General features: G+C 26.9%; 9 protein-coding genes and 4 tRNA genes. 7 read left to right on the top strand and 6 right to left on the bottom strand.

Going from position 1 to position 19,695, the window contains the following annotated elements:
* Window positions 1-1,358 precede the first annotated feature (1,358 nt).
* On the top strand, window positions 1,359-2,045 hold the full coding sequence (gene bioD / locus ERCISPPA3004_RS02945; RefSeq protein ID WP_157990592.1) for a dethiobiotin synthase: 687 nt from the start codon (window positions 1,359-1,361) through the stop codon (window positions 2,043-2,045).
* A gap of 2,294 nt (window positions 2,046-4,339) precedes the next feature.
* Here the strand turns inward: bioD and ubiB are convergent.
* The 5 genes from ubiB to rpmE form a co-directional block, all read right to left on the bottom strand.
* Window positions 4,340-5,971, bottom strand: a complete 1,632-nt coding sequence (ubiB, locus tag ERCISPPA3004_RS02940; protein ID WP_157990703.1) for a ubiquinone biosynthesis regulatory protein kinase UbiB — start codon at window positions 5,969-5,971, stop codon at window positions 4,340-4,342.
* Window positions 5,968-6,561 carry an SCP2 sterol-binding domain-containing protein gene (locus ERCISPPA3004_RS02935; protein ID WP_157990591.1) on the bottom strand — a complete coding sequence of 198 codons (594 nt, stop codon included), beginning with the start codon at window positions 6,559-6,561 and terminating at the stop codon, window positions 5,968-5,970. The genes ubiB and ERCISPPA3004_RS02935 overlap by 4 nt, the downstream gene beginning before the upstream one ends.
* A 36-nt stretch (window positions 6,562-6,597) precedes the next feature.
* Complete coding sequence (ubiE, locus tag ERCISPPA3004_RS02930) at window positions 6,598-7,353, bottom strand: bifunctional demethylmenaquinone methyltransferase/2-methoxy-6-polyprenyl-1,4-benzoquinol methylase UbiE (protein WP_157990590.1); 756 nt, start codon at window positions 7,351-7,353, stop codon at window positions 6,598-6,600.
* Window positions 7,354-8,800: 1,447 nt separating this feature from the next.
* Window positions 8,801-10,255: a DNA recombination protein RmuC gene (rmuC, locus tag ERCISPPA3004_RS02925; protein WP_157990702.1), complete on the bottom strand. Its 1,455-nt coding sequence runs from the start codon at window positions 10,253-10,255 to the stop codon at window positions 8,801-8,803.
* 760 nt (window positions 10,256-11,015) lie between these two features.
* Entirely contained in the window at window positions 11,016-11,231 is a 216-nt protein-coding gene (gene rpmE / locus ERCISPPA3004_RS02920; RefSeq protein WP_157990589.1) for a 50S ribosomal protein L31, read from the bottom strand.
* A 1,546-nt stretch (window positions 11,232-12,777) separates the two neighbouring features.
* Here rpmE and proP point away from each other — a divergent pair.
* The 6 genes from proP to ERCISPPA3004_RS02890 all read left to right on the top strand — a co-directional run bounded on the left by proP (window position 12,778) and on the right by ERCISPPA3004_RS02890 (window position 18,584).
* A complete protein-coding gene (gene proP / locus ERCISPPA3004_RS02915) occupies window positions 12,778-14,223 on the top strand; it encodes a glycine betaine/L-proline transporter ProP (RefSeq protein ID WP_157990588.1) in 1,446 nt (481 codons plus the stop codon).
* A 349-nt stretch (window positions 14,224-14,572) separates the two neighbouring features.
* A tRNA-Ser gene (locus tag ERCISPPA3004_RS02910) sits at window positions 14,573-14,665 on the top strand.
* Between the two features lie 4 nt (window positions 14,666-14,669).
* Window positions 14,670-14,746: transfer RNA gene (locus tag ERCISPPA3004_RS02905), tRNA-Arg, on the top strand.
* Window positions 14,747-15,578: 832 nt separating this feature from the next.
* Window positions 15,579-16,427, top strand: coding sequence for a glutamate racemase (gene murI / locus ERCISPPA3004_RS02900; RefSeq protein WP_157990701.1), 849 nt, complete (start codon window positions 15,579-15,581; stop codon window positions 16,425-16,427).
* Between the two features lie 896 nt (window positions 16,428-17,323).
* Window positions 17,324-17,399: transfer RNA gene (locus ERCISPPA3004_RS02895), tRNA-Glu, on the top strand.
* Window positions 17,400-18,508: 1,109 nt separating this feature from the next.
* Window positions 18,509-18,584 (top strand) — tRNA-Trp (locus ERCISPPA3004_RS02890).
* A 272-nt stretch (window positions 18,585-18,856) separates the two neighbouring features.
* Here the strand turns inward: ERCISPPA3004_RS02890 and tsaB are convergent.
* Window positions 18,857-19,531: a tRNA (adenosine(37)-N6)-threonylcarbamoyltransferase complex dimerization subunit type 1 TsaB gene (gene tsaB / locus ERCISPPA3004_RS02885; RefSeq protein WP_157990587.1), complete on the bottom strand. Its 675-nt coding sequence runs from the start codon at window positions 19,529-19,531 to the stop codon at window positions 18,857-18,859.
* Window positions 19,532-19,695: the final 164 nt, after the last annotated feature.

The raw sequence follows: 19,695 nt of genomic DNA, 5'->3' as shown, positions 1-19,695 counted from the left end.
GCATAAGGCATGTAGTATCCTTTATATTTAAAAGTTATTTATCACGTGGTTTTTTATAAAAATAGTTATTGAAATTCTTGGATTCTTAATTAGATCACGATTGTTATTAACATATTCTTACTCGCCTATTATGAGTGGAAGTAATGCATTTTTTATTATAATGATATTTTGATTAATTATTAGAGAAGTTATATGTTTATAGGGTTTTTACATGTTAAAAATTATTATTATTGGGTGATGATAATATAAACACTCTATTATAATGGTATAATATTGCATGCTTCATAGTGCTGTTATTTATTGTGCTGTTATTTATTTTTTATTTGGAAAATGTTTGAAAAACTAATTGAAGAATAAGTTATATTGTTATCATAGGTTAAAGATTGATTATTTAAAATCATATAATAATAAAAATCAGCATGTAATGGTTTTTGGGTAGTTCATATTATTAAATAAAATTTAAGGATAGATATTTAATTTATCTCTGACCGAAACAGAATCAGGATTAATTATGATTTTCCTAAATATTATTAATTTTTTATGATGATATGATTAGTTTCGATAATCTTAAAGATTTTTAAAGATAAAATAGCATATGAATAATTCCATAAAATCAAAAAGTGCTTGATAAATCAATGAGATTTATCATAATTAAGTCATTAAAGAGCATGAGATAATCTATCTTAGATAAAAGATGATTTAGATATAATCTAAATAATAATAAACACATATAATCATTAATTATCTTATGAATTATCTGAAAGTATTTCAAAATCTGAAAGTATTTAAAAGTATTAGATAGGCACGGTGTTGAATGTATTGAGATAGTTAAAAATCATCCAGCAGTTGATTGTTAAAAGCTATAGAAAATAATTAGTCTAGTTTTGATTATATTAATATATGGTATATTTTAATTGTATTATTTTGTGTAAATTATCCAGTACAATTTTATGGTATTTTTAAAATCACATAATTTATCATAATTGAAGTACTTATATTTTCTAAGAGTATATATCTTATTTTTAGGTCTCAAAATATAATGAAATATTATTGATTTCTTTATTATGAATTATAAATCTTACATGATTTAATTTTTTTTAATATCTTGAGGAGTTTTTTGAGATGTGATTAATTATGTTAAATGTATTATGCAGTAAAATTAATAAAATATATTTATAAAACATTGTTTAATGCTTAAGCGGATACATAAAGTCTCTCAATTATTCTTATTTGGCTAATGATAAAACTTTTAAAGATAGTTTTCAAAGACTGATTAAGGAGCTTAATTATAGAACTAGTGATAAGTAAGATAATTATTTTAAATAGTTCAAAGCTTTATTTTTCGGGGTACATTTATTATGACTCAATATTTTTTTATTACTGGCACCGATACTAACATTGGTAAAACTATAGCAACATGTGCTCTATTGCAGGCTGCTATACATTCCGGTTACCTTGCTGTAGGATATAAACCAGTTGCATCAGGATGCACATTTACATCTGATGGATTTCGTCATCGTGATGGATTAGCATTAATGGATAATAGTAATGTATGTATTAACTATAATCAAGTAAATCCATATCCATTAAGGTCTCCAACTGCGCCACATCTAGCTATTCATGACGAGGGTAAATTAATTGATTTCAGTATATTGTCAGCAGGGTTGCTATCGCTAGGATCGATCGCCAATTGGGTTGTAGTAGAAGGAGCAGGTGGTTGGTTAACACCATTAGGAGAGAAATATAGCTATTCTGACTGGGTTATTATGGAAAATCTTCCGGTAATTTTAGTTGTTGGGCTGAAATTGGGTTGTATTAATCATGCGTTGCTTACAGCAAACGCAATTCGTCAAACGGGGCTAAACTTTCTTGGATGGATTGCTAACCATCCTATCAAGAATAATTATCGTGCTCAGGATTATCTGATAGCACTAGAAAAACGCTTAAATCTTCCTTTACTCGGAGTAATTCCGTGGATAAAGAATGCAATAGATGCGCCTTTGTTTAACTATCTCAATCTCTCGATTTTGGAAAAATCTTATTGAGCGTAAAAATAATTTTGTTTATAGTGAAAATATATAAGTTTTGCTTATTTTCTTATATATAAGATTTTATTTAATAAAATTCTATTTACAGACTGATTAATAATGTTATCTTTAATTTTAGATAAATGACAATATATAAAATATTTTCTGATCCAAGTCTTTTATGATAAAATAAATTATTTTTATATGATTTTGTTTGATATAATTTAATAATAAAATTATAAAAACCATCGAATAAAAAATAAATGTTTTTTATTTTCTAGGATATTTTTAATTATTTTTTAGACTTATATATGGATCATTTTATTAAAGTTTTTATATAGCGTTTTATTTTTACTATCAATAATTATTTGTTTGCTCTTTAATGTATATTCAATTTTTATATATTTTTTGATACTCGATTTTATTTATTATATATAAAATGCCATAGAATTTAGATTACCTTAAGTAAATATAATAAGAAACGTTGAATAATTTTAGTATTTTTTATATAAATTACACACATAGTGAGTTTTTATAGAAAATATAGTCAATTTGAAAAGATCGCGTGATTTTTAAAAACTACTGAGAACTTATTTGATTTTAAGAGATATGTTGCATTCTAATTAGAATATTAATACATATTTTTCCAAAGCACTGTATGTTTATATATATCATATAATGTCATATATATATCTGGATAATTATGGTATTTTGATATTTGCTGATTAAATATAATTAATTTTTATTTATAAGGAATTGAATTCCATAATGAAAGTATCATTGATTAATAGACTTATTAGTAATAATTAAAATGGTATTTAAATTCTATACTTTTTGTAATATTGGTAGAAAATTCTTAGTATGTACATAGGTCAGATAAAAATATAAGCGTATTATTATCTGAATAGATAATATGTCATTTAATACTCAATATATCTTTATTTATATAAAAATAAAATTTCCGATTTTATCGGTTATCTTTTATGTTTGTTCAGTTTTATTTGGCAAAAAAAGTATTATTTATTTTTATCAGCAAGAGAATATAAAGTATAATATATAAATATTAAGATTGTAGTAGTATAATTATAAGGTTGTTGTAAATAAAAAAATTACTTTATGTTATCTAAAAGAATATTTTTTAAATTTACTTTTGTAATAGAAGATTCTATACATACTCCTATAAGCAAATATAACAATAAGGTATTGGTTTTAATTTTATTATGTATATAATTCTTGTTATTATAATGAATTTATTTAAAATATTTATTTTGGATTTATATTTTAAATGAATAGTACATCATTAATAGTATTTTTTATTAGAACTATGTATGTAACTGATTTTTTATTACTATTTTTGAAATTAAATCCAGAGATAATGTTATATGATTCTAAAATATTCAGAAATATTAAGATTGTTACATCATAAAATTATAATCAGCATATATAATTTGAATTTATATTTTATAATAAATCATTAATTTTTAAAATTACCCTCATAACTTAATTTGTTTATTATATAACTGTTTATTATAAAATATGAGATTAATCAATAATATTGATATTTAAAACGTTTACTATTGATTTGATTTATGCGCTGTGATTTTGTGTTGTGTGCTGATAATTGAGATCACTTTTCAGATTAATATCCATAGTAAGTATTGTATGAGAATACAGTGTTTAAGATAATATTGAGTATCAATTTAAGAGAAAATATTAAGGATATATATTTTGTACGAAAGTTATATGTAAATAGCATTTATTCTAATAATATTAAAACTTTTTAAAGAGTGTAAAATTATAGTATAATTTGATTATTATTTTTATAATATAAGATATAAAATATAATAAAACTGTATAGATTTTATTACTAGATTCGTATATATATAAAAGGAAAATATATTATTTTAATAAAAACAATAAATATCAATGAGTATAATTTAACCCAGATATATGACATTAATATCTGTAATATTTTTGATATCTTTTTTCATGAAAAATATTATATATAGAAAATATTCTAAAATATATTTCATAGTATGCATATTATAAAAAATAATTTTTATAAAATTTAATTATTATTGTTAGATTTTATTAATGTAAAAGTAGGTATTTTTAGACATAAATTATCAATATTTTATTAATAGGTATATTTAAAATGGTATTATACTTTATATGCATTTAATGGTAGATTTATAAAATCATAGAATTGAAGATAAATTAAAACTGATGCAACATATTTTGGCGGCGCGCATAATGTAGCAATAGTTCTTCTTTTGTTTTATTATTGATGATAATTTAGACATTGTGCTAACTCAATAGTCAATAAACCATATTAGACAACTAGCAGAGATTAGCATAATAGCAAAGAGATCCCATTCTGGACAAAACAAAAGAACAGCTGTGCCACTTAATAATAGAGTTTGATTAAACGTTAGCCAATAATGACCTGAATGTTGATTTAGAGATGAAATAGTTAAATTTTTAGTTAAATTATCTTTATTATATTGTAGTTGTATTTTTTTATTTTGCAGAAGAGTTTCATATAATAGATCTGGTAATTCAGATAAACGTATAGCCCACGTTGGTGTATATTTTTTTAATTCATGAAAAACGGAAGAAAGACCGATTTGATTTTGAATCCAGTCTTCAAGAAAAGGCTTAGCTGTTTTCCATAGATCTAGCTGTGGATCAATCTGTCGACCTAACCCTTCGACATAAAGTAATGTTTTTTGAAGCAAAACTAACTGCGGTTGTATTTCCATATTAAAGCATCGAGCTGTATGAAAAAGCTGAACTAAGATATTTCCAAAAGAAATATCTATCAGAGGCTTCTGAAAAATCGGTTCACAGACACGACGAATAGCGAACTCAAAATCTATTAAGTTGGTATTAGGCGGTACCCAGCCTGAATCTATATGCAATTCGGCAACTTTGTGATAGTCTCTATTAAAGAATGCAATAAAATTTTCTGCTAAATAATGTTTATCTGATTTGTTTAAAGTACTAACAATGCCGTAGTCAATCCCTATATATTGTGGGTTTTCTGGATGTTCATAGCTAATAAAGATATTACCAGGGTGCATATCTGCATGAAAAAAACTATCCCGAAAAACTTGATTTAAAAAGATTGTCACACCCCTTTCAGCTAAGAGTGGTAAATTAACACCATGTTGTTTTAACATTCCAATATTAGAAACAGGAATACCATAAATACGTTCCATTACTAAAACATTTTCACTGCAATAAAGTGGGTAAATTTTCGGTACATATAATATAGAACTTGTCTCAAAATTACGACGTATCTGAATCGTATTAGCTGCTTCATGTAACAAATTAAGCTCGTTAAGTAATGTGCTCTCGTAGTTTGAGACGATTTCTAAAGGTTTTAGGCGTTTAGTGTCAGGAAAAAAATATGGTAACCATCTAGCTAGCCGATATAATAGTTTTAAGTCTGATTTTATTACTGATGATATATTTGGCCGAATAACTTTGATGATTACTTCGTGTCCATTTTCTTTTAATATCGCAGTATGTACTTGTGCAATTGATGCTGTAGCTAATGGAATGATATTAAAGTTATCAAATTTATCTGAAATGAGCATATTTAGTGAGGATTCAATTAATTTTAATGCTTCTTTTCCATCAAAAGGAGTTACATTGCTCTGCAGCATTTCTAGTTGATTAATGATCTGTATTGGAAGGATATCACGACGGGTAGATAGCATCTGGCCAAATTTTATCCATACAGGGCCTAATTTTTCTAAAGCAAAACGCAAACGAGAACCCAAAGATTCTCTTGTGTTTTTTTTTGATATCCAAAATGTGCATTTACAGAGTATCTTCATTGGTTTCGATAAATGCGTTTGTGGTATGAGATTATCCAGATTATAACTCAGAAAAATATGGATAATATAATAAAAGCGATGTAACTCACCAAAGGTCATGATATCTCCAAAAGGCGAATACGATTGTCGAATATATCTAAAATATCTAGACATTCCTCTACCTCTTTAATCAACCAGGACATTTCAAGAGATCCTGGTGATAAACGCAACTCCTCGATGATGGTTTGTGATAAACATTCTTTTTTGCGTTTTATTGCATAATTCATTAGTTTATAACGATTACAAACAAATTGACTAATGCTCTCTGCGATAATGTCTCCAATCCATGGGGAAAGATGTTCTCCTAAATCGAATTCCATACCATCTAATGCTAGTGTTGCCAAGAATACTTCTATAATTTTTAGATCACCCTTTACCTCTAGTTTTTCGCTATGCAATAGTTTTATGAATTCTTGATAATTATATAGTTTTAGTAATGTAGTTAAAGTAGTAGTCAGCGTACAATCTGCGATACGATTGTGGCGATGAAAGATTTTTACTTTATTTTTACCAAAAATAAATACTATTGATAAATTTATCTCATTTATTATCAATAATAAGCTGTGACCACAAAGGTGTTTTTGTGTAGATGCTAGGGCCTGTTCGCGATAAATAATAGTATTAATGATCTTTTCTAATGCTGTCATCATGATTGTGAGAAAGATTATATCTATCCTTAATTAAAATTAAAACTTGAACCCTCGGTGTAATGCAACAATGCCACCTGTAAGATTTGTATAGCTAGTTTCATGAAACCCAACGTCTATCATCATTCTTTTTAAAGTTTCCTGATCAGGGTGAACATGAATAGATTCCGCCAAGTAACGATAACTATGTTGATCTTGTGCTATGAGCTTTCCGAGGAATGGTAAGACCTTAAAAGAGTAAATGTTATAAATTTTATTCAATAAGGCAGACTCTAGTTTAGAGAATTCTAAAATGAGGAGACGTCCTCCTCTCTTGAGCACTCGAAGCATAGAGGTAAGCGCTTGATTACTTTCAGTAATATTGCGTAAGCCAAATGCAATAGTTATACAATCGAATACTTGATCCGGAAATGGTAAGTTTTCTGCATTTGCTTGTACATATCGCACGTTTTTAAGAATTCCTTTATTCCGCAATTTCTTGCGGCCTTCTTTTAACATTGAATTATTAATATCAGCCAAAACAACTAATCCGCTCTCTCCTACTAAACTTGCAAAATGTGCTGTTAAGTCACCAGTACCGCCTGCTAAGTCTAATACATAATGCCCAGGCTTGACACCACTGTGCTGAATAGTAAAACACTTCCAGATTCTATGCATGCCTAATGACATTATATCGTTCATAAGATCATATCTGGACGCTACAGAATGAAAAACATTACTGACTAAATTAGTTTTTTCTTCTTTATAGACTGTTTTGTACCCAAAATGGGTAGTATTCTTTAATTTATTTGACATTTATTCAACCCTCTCTAATCATTCTGTATTTTATACGTTTACAGATAAATCGAATACGTAATCAACTGACTATCTTCGCGTTTATTTAACATGTAATTGAGACATGTAATGTAACTGCAGTAATTATACATTAGGTTTACTAATAAACTTTCTGGATCATTAGGTAAAATCATTTTGGTTATTTACATCTATAATTTAAATTTTTTAGAAGTATATTCTATTTATAATAGAATAAATTATCTAAAATTCTCTTGTTTATCTTTAGAGATATTGCGTTATTCTTTCAATCATATATGCTTAATATTACTTATATCTATTTTATATTCAGTATTATAGTTTTTATAGTATTAGCCATATGAAATTCGTATTTAAATGCGATTCATTAAATTCGTAGCTTGGTGTAAGAATAATTCTCATAGATTTTTCGAAAATATGTTTATTACTTCAGTTTAAAGATTATTCTTACATAGAATATCAAATCAGAACAGATCATATTAGCCATGTTAGAGTGGTGTTTATTGGATGCCTTGAAGATTGTGACAATGTAATTGTATCTAAAATTATATACCGGTTTATTTTTCATTATGAGGCTAATACTCAATATAGGATATTCCTAGTATACTGATAAGAGTTTTGATGCATTTTGTTTATTTTTTAACTTTAGAATATATTTACATATAATCACTAGAATTACTAAAATAGATATTTATGTGTATGATACATTGCTGTGTATTATGGTGTATTTATAAAACTATTATTTTACTAATTATTAAGTAAATATGAAGTGATCAGCATAGTATGTTTAGCATCAGTTCATATGTTTATTTCTTCTAATATAATGTAACATCATATTATGCCTTGTATCTCAGGAGAGCATAACAAAATACATCATAGATATAGATGCAATGGTACGGTTCTTTTATACCATTAACTAATTTTGTAAGTTAATATCAAGATCTATTTTTACTAAAGAGTTGTATAAAAGGTAAATTTAGATAGTTATATAGGTTTACTAACCTATGTAGTATTCTGTTTAATATTACTTAAAGTATATTGCTAGAATGTTAGAGGCAATATCATTTGTTATAATATTCATGCGCTAAAGCATTCCAAGAGTAATCGGATATATCGAGAAGATAGACTAAATCTATAGAAAATATCTCATAGTAATTTTTGAAAAACTTCAAAAGTGGAATGTCTTTATAATAGATGTTTGTAAATACCTGATCTAGGTAAAATCATAGAATATTTTTGCAATTTCTCGTGCAAAGCAACGTTCATATGGATATATTATTGCATAATAAAATCTTATTTATCAGATATTTAAGATAAAATATACATTAGCGATGCATTAGTGTTAATAAAAATAAATAAAATACAGAAAGAGGTATTAGAACGAGATTTAATGTAATATTTTTGAAAACGATTCACTATAATCATAGCTTTATTAGTCCTCAAAAATCTTATCTGCTAAAGAGTCTTCTGGTGTAGCTTTTTTTGTTAGCTCTGGGTTGATCGGTTTTGTTATTTGTACGCCCATCTTACGAAAACTTTCGGCTTGGGATATTAAATTACCTCTTCCTTCTGATAGCTTCTTCATTGCTTGCTGATAGCTATGTTCAGCTTTATTAAGACTAAGTCCAATATGACTCATATCGTCTATAAATAATCGCATTTTATCATATAATTGAGTAGCGCGATAAGCGATTCTCTGTGCATAGCGTGTCTGGTTTTCAAAATGCCAAAGATTGTTAATAGTGCGCAATGCCACCAGTAGAGTAGTTGGGCTGACTAACATAATATTTTTATTAAAAGCTTCATTAATCAGTTCAGGTTGTTTGTTTAGCGCAAGAAGAAATGCTGGTTCTATTGGAATAAACATTAAGATGTAATCTAAAGATCGCAAGCTAGGTAATTTTTGATAATCTTTTTTGTTTAATTCTCTTAAATGTCCGCGAATAGCAGCAATGTGCTCTTTAAGGGCAGTTTCTCTCTGTATATCGTCAACAGCGTTAAAATAACGCTCATATGCTACTAGTGTCATTTTTGAATCAATAATTACATCTTTACCCTGCGGTAATCGTATTATAATATCCGGTTGCGCATACCCATTGTTTTCTAGCGGAACATGCATTTGCGCTTGATATTCATGCCCCTCTCGTAGACCGGCAGTTTCTAAAACACGATTAAGAACTATTTCCCCCCAATTTCCTTGAGTTTTATTATCACCTTTTAACGTTTGAGTTAGTTTAGAGGTTTCTTGAGTCATTTTCTCGTTGAGCTTTTGTAGATGACGAATCTCATGTGAAAGAGTGTAGCGCTCGCGGGCTTCTTTTTCTAAGTTTTCTTGAACTTGATGATGAAGTCTTTCAAGCTGTTCACGAATGGGAGTTGTGAGGCTTTGTAAGATTTGGCGATTTTTTTCATCAATACGACGTCCACTATTTTCAAATACTCGGTTGGCTAGATTTTCAAATTTGATATTAAGATATTCCTCATTATTAATTACTATCTGTTGTTGTTTGATAGCGGCCATTCTTGCTTCTTCAAGGCGAATTGTCATTTCACGTAATTCTATTTTTTGAGTATTGTTAATATTTATTTGTATTTGATTATCGTGTATTAGTTGTTCGGTTTTTCTGCGCCAAGAATCTCGGTCTTGCAATTGCTCTTTAGCAAGGATTACAGCGGTATTTAATTTTTTATTTGTTTTCTCATGCTCTTGATTGATAGAGTATAAATTTTCTAATTGTTTTTGTAAGTCTTGAATTTTATTTTTTGCTAATCTCTCCGCTTGAATAATTATTTGTTTTTTAGATTGCTTATTTTTTTTTATATTCAGGTAATAAAATATTACAACAAAAAAACTGGTTAGCACACCAAATATAACGAAGAAAATCATACAATATGTTATTATGTTTTTCACCTTATTTTCCTTATATATAGACAAAAAGAAATTGACCTATATGAAATAATATAAATATATATTTAATTCGAAAATATACATTGCTAACGTGATTTCATAGTGCTGCATTAGTATGGAGAAATAATTTTTACTGTTATGAGATCATGGTAGAATAAATAAGGAAATCTAGTGATAAGGATGTTCTGAGTAATTATTAAAAATAGAGTGGCTATTTTATTTTCCATTAAGAAAACAGTTATATTCAAGTTAATAGATAGTTCGTGTAGCAGCATGCTTATTATGTTAATACTATTAAACTCACAAACATAAATATTATTTATATTCTATATTATCATTAAAGAAGATTAACTAATCATGTCTTTTTATGTAGGTATATTTCAATGAATATAAATTCAGCTTCATTAAATTCCAAAAAAACTTTTATAGGTAATATTATTTTTAAATGCAGTAGATGTGAGGCCTTTAATGAGATTCTTGTTAGATTTCGGAGTGTCTGTATTTCTAAAACGTATTATTATATATTATATATTGTATCGAAAAAATCTATCATAATTAGATAAAATGATATCGCACTAATATCATTAAATAGTGCGAATTTACTATGATATAATATAATATAGACTTTTATGTGTTTGTTAATTTAAAGCTAAGCATAAAAATATGATAATATTAAGCAGTAAGTTCTTTCTTGCTTTTTAGGCTCTCTTTTAATAATAGTATTATGTACTATATGATGTTATTGGTTTTTATTTGGTATTCTGAATCGTTTATTAAAGCGATCTATACGGCCTCCGCTAGCCACATCACGTTGTTTACCGGTATAAAATGGATGACAGTGATTACACACATCTAGCAGTATATCTTGACAGATAGTAGAGCGAGTTTGAATCTTATTACCACAAGAACATTTAGCGGTAATATGAGTATATTTTGGGTGAATATTTTTTTTCACTAGAAGACCTCATCTGAGTTTGTAATTAACTGATAAATAATAATTCGCAACTATGAAGTTAATTGGAATGTTTACGTAGTGCGATACAATGCATAATCATAATAATGATGAGATTATCGAGATTATCTCTACGAAAAGAATTCAGCATAAATAAAATTATTTTCTTATTAATTTTATATCAATATTATTGATATAATAAAAACATATATAATATAAGAATTAGTTAGGTACTTTAGATCATTTACATGTGCTTGATATGTTGATTGATAATTAAAATTTATTAAATACCCAATATAAAATCAGTATAACAGCATAATATACTTTATGAAAGTAACGAGCACTTGACATATTTAACCTCATTCCATAATACTAAGAATAACAAATATAGGTTTATTTAGTAATAGCATAAATTACTATTTTTTTTAGTTTTTTTTTGTGTTTTTCCATCTTATTCATCATGCTAATGGGATAAATAGTATGTATAAAATTTTTACATTAGAATCATCAATGTAATTGATATGCTGATATGTATTTTATAGTTTTTATATTTGATAGAATTATTTAAAAGAGATCTTAAAAAATTGTTATTTGTAAATCTTACTTCGTTGTTAGTTTAATGGTTTTATTTTTAAGTGGTTTTATTGAGATACTGTATATATAGTTAAAGAGAAGAATGCGTCTAAAGTGAACACTTTAAACAATAGTTCCATAAAAAACAATATGGTTTTTTGAAATAGTCTATAGTATTTGGTGTGTATTATTTGAACTGATGATAAAGAGAGCTTTTCTTAATACTTACAGATTTACTGAGAAATAATATAGTTAAGGTTTAGTTTAGTTATCGGTGTGATACTTATTTTTGGAATTCTGATAATAGTCGCTTATTAGATGTTTTAGATAAATGAGTAAGATACGCTCTAAGAATATATTCATATACACAATTATTTTAGAGCGTTATCAGTCTATTAATATTTTAATTTAAATATTCATTTTAGTATCAGATAAATTTGTATACTAGAATATAATGTGAGAATATTTTTTAAATAAAATGGAATAGATATAATATTATGAGATATTTTAAAAAAATCTTTATTAAGATGCAAAATAGATTATAGAATAGTTTATTCAACAGTTTAGTTTAATATAACTAATTATTATATGTAAAATTATTATATAGATATATGAGCTAGGCAATTATTATATTTTTTCATATTTAAAGAGTAAATCGATTTGGTTTCATTAAGTCTACGCGATCCAGCTTATTTTTCACATTTATTGGTATTTATAATAATGACAGTTTATACCAAACCTCTATCTTATCATTTTGAGCCAACTTAGTCTTTATAAAGAGGTGGATGTGGACTGACAAACGATTTTTTATTATGTATTTAGTAAGATTATACAATTGTCTGCATATAGCAAAATACTAGTTAGTACGAGCGAAGAGATTTAATAAAGATCAAAAAGATTGCTATGGGTTACAGAAAATAAAATAATCTAACTTAGATTGTAATTAGTCAATAGATTGCATTAGGGTACTGTATATATGCTATTTAAAAAAACACATGCAAGTCTTTTAGGATTGCAGGATGTGACGATTATTAATGAGGTTAGATTACGAAAGGTTATCACAGCGACTGTGTTAGGAAATGCGATAGAGTGGTTTGATTTTAGTGTATACGGGTTTATGGCTTGCGAATTAGGACAAGTTTTTTTTTCAGGAATTGATCTCAGAACACAAAGAATTGCTGTTCTAGCAATATTTTCGTTACCTTTTTTAATTCGACCATTAGGAGGTGTTTTTTTTGGGATTTTAGGAGATAAATATGGTCGAAAAAAAATACTTTCTATTACTATTATGATGATGTCAATTAGTACTGCGTGTATTAGTTGCATTCCATCTTATTCTGTTATAGGAATCTGGTCTCCAGTGTTACTTTTAATATGTAAAATAATGCAAGGATTTTCGGTAGGGGGGGAATATATCGGCTCTGCTATTTTTATAGCCGAACATTCACCAGATCGTAAACGTGGATTAATGGGCAGTTGGTTGGATTTTGGCTCAATCGCTGGCTTTTTATTGGGAGCTGTCTTAGTTTTTATTGTTTCTTTTGTTACTGGTACGGAGTGTTTTTTGAGCTGGGGGTGGCGTATTTTATTTTTTATGGCGTTACCGCTTGGTGCTATTGGGTTATATTTGCTCTGTATGTTAGAAGAAAGCCCTGCATTTCAAGGGAATCTCAAGAAATTCATCATTAGTGATAATGGTACTGTTCGTTCAAGAAAAAAAGATTCATATATACAACTAATTAATCAGTATCGGAGAAACTTACTTATTTGCATGGGATTAGTCATAACAACTAATGTTACATATTATATGTTGCTAGCTTATATGCCGACCTATTTATCAAAGAATTTGCATTTTTCAGAAGATGATGGGATGATTGCTATAATAGCTATTATGATAGGTATGCTTTTTTTACAACCTACTATAGGTTTAATGAGTGATAAATTCGGTTGTCGCCCATTAGTAATTTTAGGTAGTTTTTCTTTGCTATTTTTTTCCATTCCCTGTTTCTTATTAATTAATGCTCATGTAACAGGACTCATGTTTTTAGGTTTGCTTATATTGGCATTTACTCTTAATAGTTTTACCGGTGTTATGGCATCAAGTTTGCCGGCAATGTTTCCATCACATATTCGATGTAGTATATTGGCTACTGCATTTAATATTTCTATCTTTATTGCTAGCTTAACCCCAACAATAGCTGCATGGTTAGTTGAGGAAACTAAAAACCTATATATCCCAGCTTATTATTTAATGATTGCAGGAAGTATTGGTGTTTTAACAGGGATCAAGATGCAGGAAACTTCCAATTTACCATTGTATGGAGATAATCCTGTAGTTTCAGATATAATAGAAGCAAAAGCGATTATCAAAGAAAATTGTGATTATATAAGACAAAAAATACAAAAATCAGATAATGGATAATTTTTTTAGAAAATTAATATTTTTAGTTAATTAACTAATATTTTTATATGCACTAATAAGTTTTACAGACATGTACTCTTAATGTTATCTTCCAAAAAAAATATTATAATAACATATTTAACATAGTTTTTTTTTGAAAGGTAAAATGAACAAAATATAGTGTATTTTAAATTCTATATCGTTTAATAATGTGCTGATCTTTGATATTATGAATCATAATAAACTATATATAGGTCCTTTCTGAAAGAGAAAGGATTTGACTTTACATCGGTAAATAGTAAAATATATAAAATAAAGAAGAATGAATGCAAGACTTCTCAAACAAGAATAAATTGAGGTTATTTTTATTGGTGAGATGGCCGAGAGGTTGAAGGCGCTCCCCTGCTAAGGGAGTATACGGAGAAAATTTGTATCCGGGGTTCGAATCCCCGTCTCACCGCCACAATGCATCCATAGCTCAGTTGGATAGAGTACTCGGCTACGAACCGAGCGGTCGGAGGTTCGAATCCTCCTGGATGCACCATAATATTTGTGTAATATTTCTTATTGATTTTTATAGTTTTTTATAGGATCTTCAGGAAACGAGAAGTACTTCTTATAACAACGTAAAAAAATAATGCATTTTGTTATCATATTTGCTATAATAGAATATATTTATTTTTATCTATATTTTATTTTAAACTTTTAAAAGTTGTAAAAAATTAACTTTTAAAAGTTTTTTATATTATATTTTTCGTTAATCTCAGAATGTTTTTATAATTTTGTATAAAATTAATTTTATTTGATTATCTTTACTCATCTGTTATTGTTCTATTGATTTTTGTAAAAATTTATTAGATAATATTTAAATATTATTGAGGTGTTAATGTTTCTTATATAAGAATAGTCTTTAGAAACTATTCTAGCAGATATAGATAATATTTATTTGTTTATATATAAAATATGTATTATTTATATATTGTCAGAGAGTTAATTATTTATAAAATATCATAATTATAATGTTTTTTTTCATAAAAATAAGTATTTTTATAATCATTTTAAAGTTATAATCATTTGAAGTGATCACTCAATATATATTAGAGAATTAGCGTTAATATTAAAGGTAGTGTTGTTTAAGTTTTCTCGAGCAGATATGATAGAAGCAGTATGGGTATGTTTGTATATGATTGATTTTTTGTAAGGGGAGCGAATTAATAGTATATACCTAAACACTAGATATCTATAAAAATATTTTATTGATAATGTATATCAATAAGTATACTATTTTTAATAGTGCAATAACTGAAAGAGAAACAATGACCTAAATAGTTACAGTAATGTAAATTGATAGCTAATATCTTATGGAGTATGATGTGATGGAGCATGTATCACATACTACTATGGCGTCATTAATCTCTAGTCCTTCTGTGGTTTCTTCTAAGGTTGTGATATTTGACTCTGGTGTAGGTGGATTATCTATTTATCGTGAGATTTATAAAATCTTCCCAGATTTACATTATTTATATGTGTTTGACAATGTCGTATTTCCTTATGGTGAAAAATCAGAAAAAAAAACCATCCAGCGCGTAGTATCTATTATCACAGCAGTGAGTCGTTTTTATCAGCTATCTTTAGTAGTCATTGCTTGTAACTCTGCCAGTATTGTGAGCCTACCAGCGCTTCGATCTCGTTTTATGTTCCCTATAGTTGGAGTAGTTCCAGCAATTAAGCCAGCGGCTAAATTAACGCGTAATGGCGTGTTAGGTATTTTAGCAACTCGTGGAACAGTTAGGCGTTCTTACACGAACAAGTTACTTGCTCGTTTTGCTGCAGAGTGCTCAATAACTATGCTAGGTTCTAATGAATTGGTAGAGTTAACGGAAAGTAAACTGCGTGGTAGTATAGTACCTAATAAAATTATTAAACATATATTGCGACCATGGTTAATTATGTCTGTGCCTCCTGATACAGTAGTCTTGGGGTGTACTCATTTTCCTTTGATTCGTGAAGAGCTAAAAAACGTACTACCTAGGGGGACACAATTAATTGATTCAGGTGAAGCTATAGCACGCCGTATAGAATTTTTACTGGGTAATACATATCATAAAATAAACTCAAAGACTCATAACATAGCGTTATGTATGCATGTCAATCAAAAAGCACTTCAGTTAGTTCCAGCTCTTAAAGATTATGGCTTTTTAACCCTTCAGGAATTAAAATTATGAAATATAGTAAAGACTGCTAAAATCATATCAAACTTGACATTTAGTGCTTGCTCCATAAGCATAAAGTTATTATGATAGTTCATGAGATGTTAAGTGTAATAGGTTTAAGATAAAGAGTATGTTTTATAAGTTTCCTGGTAATCAAGAACTACATAATAACTGTAACGTAATGTGGAATATAGAAATAGTATTGATCAGGTGCTCAGTATTAAGATAATAAGATAGCATCTTAGATAATAATTTTATTGTTTATTTTTCTATTTTTTAATATGTTATGATTATGCAAAAAGAGAAGATCTTGAAGATATGACTTAAAATAGCTATTCAGTATAGTTTTTATGTGATATTATAATAGAATTAAAAAGTCATTGTGAATAAAGAAAAAAGATAATTTTAATATTACTATGCAAATTTAAAGTTAGTGGCTGTATATAATAGATTTTATATATGATTTGTAGATTTGATTGATAAATATTATGAAAAGTTTTTAAGATTAAAGTATGGATTCGAGAAAAATATAAAAGTAATTAAAATAATTAGAAGAATAAGCGCTTCTAATTATTAATAAATAATATAAAAATTGTGTATTATTTATATAGAGAAACACTATATTTATTTGTAATATTTTTTAAAAATTAATATTAATTGTAGTTTTATTACTAAATTGATATTTAGTATTAAATATATCTCAGTCACGCCATAAAAGCAAGAAACATATAGAGTAATAAGTTTTTTTATTTAATCTTATGTAAAATTTAAACTATTTGTATTATTAATTATAGATTATTGTAGACTGAAAGATTGTCATAATGACAGGTTCTCTTTAAAGACTTTGGTAGGAAGATTTTTTAGATTAAAATAAGTCTATAAGTCTCATTGATCAAAATATGATAACAGTCCCCATCGTCTAGAGGTCTAGGACATTGCCCTTTCACGGCAGTAACAGGGGTTCAAATCCCCTTGGGGACACCAAATAGACCATTTTATTCATATAAGATGTACTATGTAACAAGAGTTTGATATATTATAAATAATACAGTATTAATTATTCATATATTCATATAAATAGATATAATAGAAAATACTAAAAATATAATAAAAATATTTATTTTAGTATAGTTGAGCTTTATCCTAAATAAAGGATATCAATTCTTGATAGCAAATAAACTAAAGGTAAAATATTTTATTTTTAATTAAGTAGATATTTCGATCGTTATGTTGTTGTGACAAACAGATTATGTCTGATAATTTTTTCTTTTAAATAGTTATATTATGTTTTTAATTTTACATTAAAAGTATGATTTTTTATTAGATATAACAAGTTATATAGTATATGGTATCAGTACCAAAACAAATATAATATGTAATAATATATTACATATAAATATTTTATTTTTCTAAAAATTTAGTTCATGATATAATTTATAATTTTATTATTAATAATAGTACTATAAGTAATAAAATAAAACTTTATGCATATTATAAACATAAAAATATAAATATTCTTATCTTATCATAATTATATAAGAAATATGAAAATATCAGAATTGTTAATTACTTTAAAGAGGATTCTGCCAGAAATAATTAATTTTTAGTAATTGTTATTTAATAATTATTTATCAAAATAGAGTTAGCTGCCTTATAAAAATATATCAAATAATGTATCAAAGAAAAATAATAAACATTATTGATTAATGAATTCATATATTATTTATAATAATATAACAAGATATTTATAATTTAGCTATAAAAATTGTCTTTTATTTTTTTTAAGTATTTCTTATTATTCAGCATTACTGCTTTGTAGATATAAATAATAATATCTCTAAAGAAAAGCGCTTTATGAAAAATTTTAATCAATTACTTGAGAGTAAAACATTTCAAATTAAATGGCATGTATATATAAAAATGAATTTTTATGCGTTATGTAAGAATCATATGCTTCTTAATAAAGAATTTTGCCAGTATTAAAAGTTTCGCTATACTATGACATATCAGTTTCTTATATATTTACGGATCTTTTAATAAAAGTTGTTTGACATAATCTTTACAATAAAGATTTGTCTCAAAATGAGATATTTAGGGGCGTAGTTCAATTGGCAGAGCACCGGTCTCCAAAACCGGAAGTTGTGAGTTCGACTCTCTCCGCCCCTGCCAATAGAGAAAATCATACTTATATAATATAGGTGTGGAGTATATCTATATTCTGTAGTTTTAAAAGCATTGATACTAAATTAGTATATATTTTATATATCAATTAATATAAGAAAATAGGTATAAATTAAAAAATTAAACAGAATATTTTAGGTTAATATATCTTTAGTGTAATAAAGATTATTACTGTAAGGTAGAAAATATATTTATTTATTTTGTATAACTTATTTTAAAATAAGTATAATTTTTATTATATTAAATAATGTATATAATAATTAACTAAAAAATGCATTACTTAAATATTTTGGTTCTATATTTTCAGGTAATATTGTTGAACCTGCCAAAAACATGCTTTTTGCTAAAGGTAACATGTCTTCTGCATGAGGTATTTCTATGTCAGAGATAAAAAGATCAAGATTAGTTTTTTCTGTTAACTCTGGATAAGTTTTCCATCCTGTACCAACACAGGTCCACTTACCTGTCAGTGTTTTCATCCGTTCAAGTATGTCTGTAGGTTTTATAATAATTTCATTTTGTTGGCGCTGCCAGTTACTAAGATGATTACGTTGATATACAGACCAGTATACATGACCTATATTCGTATTTATCGCAATGAGAACACGTGGTGAAAGTAGTCTGCTCCAGGCAGCTTGTGCTAGTATTTCAAAAGTAGAGATACCCACCAATGGAAGATCAGAGCCCAGTGCTAGACCTTGTGCGATAGTAATTCCTACGCGAATACCAACAAAACTTCCAGGACCATAACTAAAGGCTAAGAAATCGAGTTCGCGTAGTGACATATTACTTTTTTGTAAAATTCTTTGTATTAATGGTAAAATATATTGAGTATGTTTATGAGTGCATAGTTCTACATAAGATAGTTTTTTATGCGCCTGCTGTAATGCAACAGAACAATATTCTGTGCTTGTATTAAAGGCTAATATCTTCACTAATTGGTCACCTCAACGTAAAAATAAAACTTTTTATAATAGGAGCGCAATTTATTGTTAATTTTTTGATTTTTTAAGTATTTTGAAAATTATACTGATCGAGAAGGGTATAACGTTAAAATATATTTATATTATCTTTAATATAATACTGTACTTGACAAAAA

The sequence above is a fragment of the Candidatus Erwinia haradaeae genome (assembly GCF_900698995.1).
Taxonomy (GTDB): Bacteria; Pseudomonadota; Gammaproteobacteria; order Enterobacterales; family Enterobacteriaceae; genus Erwinia_E; species Erwinia_E haradaeae_C.
This window is presented reverse-complemented; position numbering and strand designations above follow the sequence as displayed.

Excerpts from the sequence above, each read along its gene's own strand:
- proP (WP_157990588.1), top strand. The coding sequence starts at position 12,778 with ATGCTATTTAAAAAAACACATGCAAGTCTTTTAGGATTGCAGGATGTG.
- bioD (WP_157990592.1), top strand. The coding sequence starts at position 1,359 with ATGACTCAATATTTTTTTATTACTGGCACCGATACTAACATTGGTAAA.
- rmuC (WP_157990702.1), bottom strand. The coding sequence starts at position 10,255 with ATGATTTTCTTCGTTATATTTGGTGTGCTAACCAGTTTTTTTGTTGTA.
- ubiB (WP_157990703.1), bottom strand. The coding sequence starts at position 5,971 with ATGACCTTTGGTGAGTTACATCGCTTTTATTATATTATCCATATTTTT.
- ubiE (WP_157990590.1), bottom strand. The coding sequence starts at position 7,353 with ATGTCAAATAAATTAAAGAATACTACCCATTTTGGGTACAAAACAGTC.
- murI (WP_157990701.1), top strand. The coding sequence starts at position 15,579 with ATGGAGCATGTATCACATACTACTATGGCGTCATTAATCTCTAGTCCT.
- ERCISPPA3004_RS02935 (WP_157990591.1), bottom strand. The coding sequence starts at position 6,561 with ATGATGACAGCATTAGAAAAGATCATTAATACTATTATTTATCGCGAA.